Annotated in this window: 2 protein-coding genes; one reads left to right on the forward strand and one right to left on the reverse strand. The window is 68.7% G+C overall.

The features are described 5' to 3' along the window. The coding region (locus AX744_RS16015; RefSeq protein ID WP_331709309.1) for an enolase C-terminal domain-like protein at positions 1-261 on the forward strand (261 nt) is incomplete at its 5' end. A gap of 81 nt (positions 262-342) precedes the next feature. Here the strand turns inward: AX744_RS16015 and AX744_RS16020 are convergent. Beyond that, positions 343-4,353 carry a golvesin C-terminal-like domain-containing protein gene (locus AX744_RS16020; protein WP_157543630.1) on the reverse strand — a complete coding sequence of 1,337 codons (4,011 nt, stop codon included), beginning with the start codon at positions 4,351-4,353 and terminating at the stop codon, positions 343-345. Between the last annotated feature and the right edge of the window lie 165 nt (positions 4,354-4,518).

Below are 4,518 nucleotides of genomic sequence, written 5' to 3' on the forward strand. Positions count from 1 at the left end.
GTCGCCGACGCCTTCCACGTGCAGGTCGCCCCTCACCACTCGGCAGCCTTCGGCATCGCGATGGCCGCCGGCGTTCACGTCGCGGCGAGCGCCGCCTCGCTCCTCGCGTTCGAGTACCAGCCGTTCACGCTCCCGGTCGCCAACCGTCTGCTCACGACGCGCCTCGAGGTGCGCGCCGACGGCGGCTTCGTCGTCCCGACCGGCCCGGGCCTCGGCGTCGCGGTCGACGAGGACGCGATCAAGGAGTACGTGCGCCACTGAGTCGTCAACTCTCCTCAGAATCGCGCAAATGGTCGCATCCGCCTGGCGGATGCGACCATTTGCGCGATTCGAACCGGGGAGTCAGTCGCCGATACGGACGAACTGCGCGGCGCTGACCCGGTGGATGCTGGTGTTGCGCACCTCGAGTCGCACCGTGCCCGTCGCACCGGCCGCGTAGCGGAACGAGCCCAGCGAGCGCCAGGCGGCTGCGCCCTGGGTCTGGTCCACGATCACCTCGGAGCTGCCGTTCTGATGCTCCACGACGTAGGCCGCCGACGTCGTGGTCGTGGGGTTCGTCGGGTACCAGACCGAGACACGGTAGAGCCCTGCCTGCGGGAGGTCGACGTTCCACGTCACCGTGCTGCCCACCGAGTCGGAATCGCTGTACCGCGTGCGGGTGCCGTTCCAGCCGGAGAGTCCGCTGGGGTACCAGTTCCCCGCCTCGAGGTACCCCGGCCACGGCGACTGCGTGTGGGCGATCACGCCCTCGTCGGCGACGCGCACGAGCACTCCCCTCCTGAGGCTCTGATCGAGGCGTGCCTCGAAGCGCGTCGACGATCCGGGTGCGACACCGGAGCCGGCCGTCACCGTCCAGGTATGGGTCAGATCCGATCGCGGTGGCACGGTGATCGTCGTGCTCTGCTGTCCGACGCTCCACCCCGTGAGCCCGTAGAGGGCGAGCGTGCCCTGCAGGGGCGTCACCCCGGTGTTGATGACGAGTGCGGTCAGCTTCGCGACGGCGCCCGGCCCGCTCACGATCTCGACATCGGAGGTGAGCGACACCAGTCGGCGCCGGTCGATCACCTCGATCGCGGCCGGTCTGAGCGTGACGGGGTCCTCGCCCGTGACCGTGAGCTTCGCCTTCACCTCGACCTCACCGAGCGGTGCGGCGGTGGCGATCACCGCGGCCGATTCCACGCGGGCTGAGCCCTGCGCCGGGACGGAGACGGCCGGGACCGCGCCGTCGAGCTGCCACCCGGACGGGAGTGTGATCGCGACCGTGCCGGTGATCGGGTCGTCCGTCGCGTTGCGCACTTCGATCGTCAGCGGCACACGGTCGCCGGCGGTGCCCGTCGCCTGCGCGATGACATCTCCCGCGAGACCCGGGTTCGCACCGCTGATCCGTGCGGGCAGCTTCAGCGTGACCTCGGGCGTGGTCACTCCGCCGGAGGTGATCGTGTACCGGAAGGTGTCGGTCAGGTCGTCGACCGGGATCGTCCATTCGAACGGGTACGCCTTCTGGGGCGCCTGCTGCACCGCGTTCCCGCCGATCCGGTACGACAGCGTCGCCTGCTGTTCCGTGTCGATCTGCACGTACGCGTCGTACCCCTGACCGTCGGGGCGCACCAGGAGCATCCCTCGCGCGACGCCGTACTCGGTCGCCGGGTCGGAGTCGACCTCGTGGAAGCTGTCCGGCCCGTGATCGACGATGTCGTCGAAAGGCAGTTCGGGACGCTGCACGTCGACGTCGCGCACCACGAGGGCCACCAGCCCGCGCGCGGGGACCGTCACGGTGACCCGTCCGCTGCTCGCCGCTCCGGTCGATCGAGTGCCGTTCGCCGTCACCAGCTCCACGGGCGTCGAGGAGTTCCGGGGCACCCCGGTGAGGTCGCTCGAGAGGTCGACGACCACCTGCTGCGCGGTCCCGGCGGAGTTGGTCAGGCTGATGTACAGGGCGCCGTTGCCGACACCGCCGATCCAGTTGACCAGAGGGTTGTCGACCGCGATGAGCCCCGCGGGAAGGTACGGCCAGACCCCGTCTTCACCGAAGAACGTTCCCGGGGCATGGCCGTAGGCGAAGAACTTGAAGTACGCGAAATCGGCCTCGAACACGTGCGGGAACTCGATGGCCCCTGCGCTCCGATAGAAGCTCTCGCTGATCAGGTAGTCCATCGCGAGCCCGAGCTGGGCCGGTGCGTGGTGGAAGTAGTACCCCGTGATGCCCACGGGGCCGCTTGTCGCGAAGTCGGGTTTCATGTGCGCGACCTGGAACTGCCGCCCGTAGTAACCGGGGTACGTGGTGAAGCGACCGATCACCATGTTGTGCGCGATGTCGGCGAGCAGCTCGTCTCCGGTGTGGTGTGCCAGGCGCAGCAGTGCTCCGGCCCAGCACGGGTTGAACACGTAGCCGCCACCCGGGTTCGCCAGCGTGCTGACACCGAGCTTGAACGACGACAATGCCTCGAACGTGAGCCCCGACGGGGACACGTACCAGGCCGGCACCGTCTCGGTCGGCACGTCGGTGGTGGGATACGACGGGAGGGACGAGCGCGACTCCCAGTCGTACTGCTGCCTGATCACGGAACCGACCGGCACCGTGACCGTCGTGTCCGGCACGGGGCGCACGGCCGTCTGCGTGATGAAGCGCTGCACCTCGCGGTACGCGCCGTCGAGGAACTCGGACTCCCCCGTGGCCTCGAACATCTCCAGCAGGTCGACCCAGTACTTCGAGAAGCTGTAGGCGAAGCCACCGGGCGGCTGGCCGTTGCTGCGATAGGGCGTCAGGATCTGCTCCTGCGAGTACCGCCGCGCGATCAAGGTGGCTTCCGCGAGATAGGCCGGATCCCCCGTGACCCGGTACGTCGCCAGCGCGTTCGAGAACGGGGCTCTGCTCTGCCCGACCACACCCGCTTTGGTCGCCTGCACCGCGAGCCGCTGGATGCCGGCGTTGCGCCCGTGGGTGAGCTGATACAGCGACGCGAGGTTCACGGCGTCGGTGGGGATCCGACCGATCCGGTACTGCGTCTTGTCGTTGTAGACCGGGCTGCCGATCATCGGCGTATGCCCGATGCCCTTGCGGGAGAGCTGATACTCGACGAGCGGCCTGGCACGGCGGTCGTAGAGGGTGCTGTCCGCGGTTCCCGTCAGGTAGTGCGCAGAGAGCACGACGCCGCTCGCCGCCGCGCGGACGGCATCCTCGTTCTCGACGTCGACGAACCCCTTGGCACGGTTCCACCACCCCGAGTACGACGGCACGTAGTCGATGGAGTCGTCGCCGCTGGGCTCGACGGCGATCAGCTCGGCCATGGCGTGCACGGCGTCGGTGAGCGACCGGTCGTAGACGTTGTGCCGGTACGCCGTGAGGCCGTACTCGTTTCGGCACAGCTGCGTGTAGGTGCCGTACAGCGTGTCGGCGCGCGCGGCGAGGCCGAAGGCGAACCCACGCTGCTGACCGACCGTCATCGCCGTCCGCAGCCCCGGCTGGGGTGCGTACATGGACGGCACGATGTCGAGGCTGTCGTTGCGCAGACTCATGCCGTACGGCTGTCGGTCCGACATCAGCTGCCGCTCGTGCACGAACTCGGCGACCTCCGACGGCAGATAGACACCCGAGGTGACGGCGACGTCGCCGATCGCGTACTGCGTCAGCGCCATCGGTGCGAAGAGCTCCCACGCCCCCAGCGGCGCCGAGCCGTCGAGCACCGAGAGGGCGTGCTGATAGGACCCGCAGAGCACCTCGTCGAGGTCGTCGATCGACCGGGTGTCCTGGCTCTGGTAACCGACGATGTAGTCGCCTGCGGTCTTGGCCGTGAGCACGTAGTGCGCCTCGGGCTGCGCTCCCTCCAGCCGCCAGCGGACCACCAGGTCGACGTCGTCTGTGCTGGTGGTCAGTTCGATCGCCTGCGGCCCGAGCACCTGGAACGAGGTGAAGCCCAGCCAGCTCGGCGCGAGCGGGCCGTACAGCTCCGGAGCGCTCCCGGCCGGCAGCGTGCCCTCCAGCACGAGCCACTGCTCGTCGAAGCGGTGGGCGGGGTCGGTGATCTGCAGCCATCCGCCGTTGTGCTTGACCTCGAGGTCGCGCACGATCGTCGCGCCGCCGTCCCACGTCGCCTGCAGGAAGGTCATGCGATGGTTCTGTCCCACCAGCTGAGCGACCTGTGTGAAGGCGAGGTTCGGTTTGTCCAGTCGCCGCAGAGCATCGGCATACACCCCGCCCGCGGTGGTGAGTTCGGTGGCCGCCGCGGGGGCCATGCCGCCCGGCGAGCCGAGCACCGGGGGGAGCACGCCGGCGATCACGAGCATTCGCAGCACGGAGCGTCGGCTCCACATCAGGGGATTGTGTTCGGCACCGTCGCCAGGAGTTGCATCCATGATGCACATAATGCAATCCCTATGCGATGATGTCAATGCATGCGCCGCACCGATCACCCGAGCCCACATGCCCCGTCGACACCGGTAGCGTCGACGAGGCAGCCCACCCGAAAGGATGCACGCGGTGACGCATTCCCCGCCCGAGACCCCGCCTGAGGAGATGAC

The sequence above is a fragment of the Microbacterium sp. CCH5-D1 genome (genome assembly GCF_001557335.1).
GTDB lineage: Bacteria > Actinomycetota > Actinomycetes > Actinomycetales > Microbacteriaceae > Microbacterium > Microbacterium oxydans.

Coding starts and splice junctions, on each gene's coding strand:
- AX744_RS16020 (WP_157543630.1), bottom strand. CDS start 4,353: ATGGATGCAACTCCTGGCGACGGTGCCGAACACAATCCCCTGATGTGG.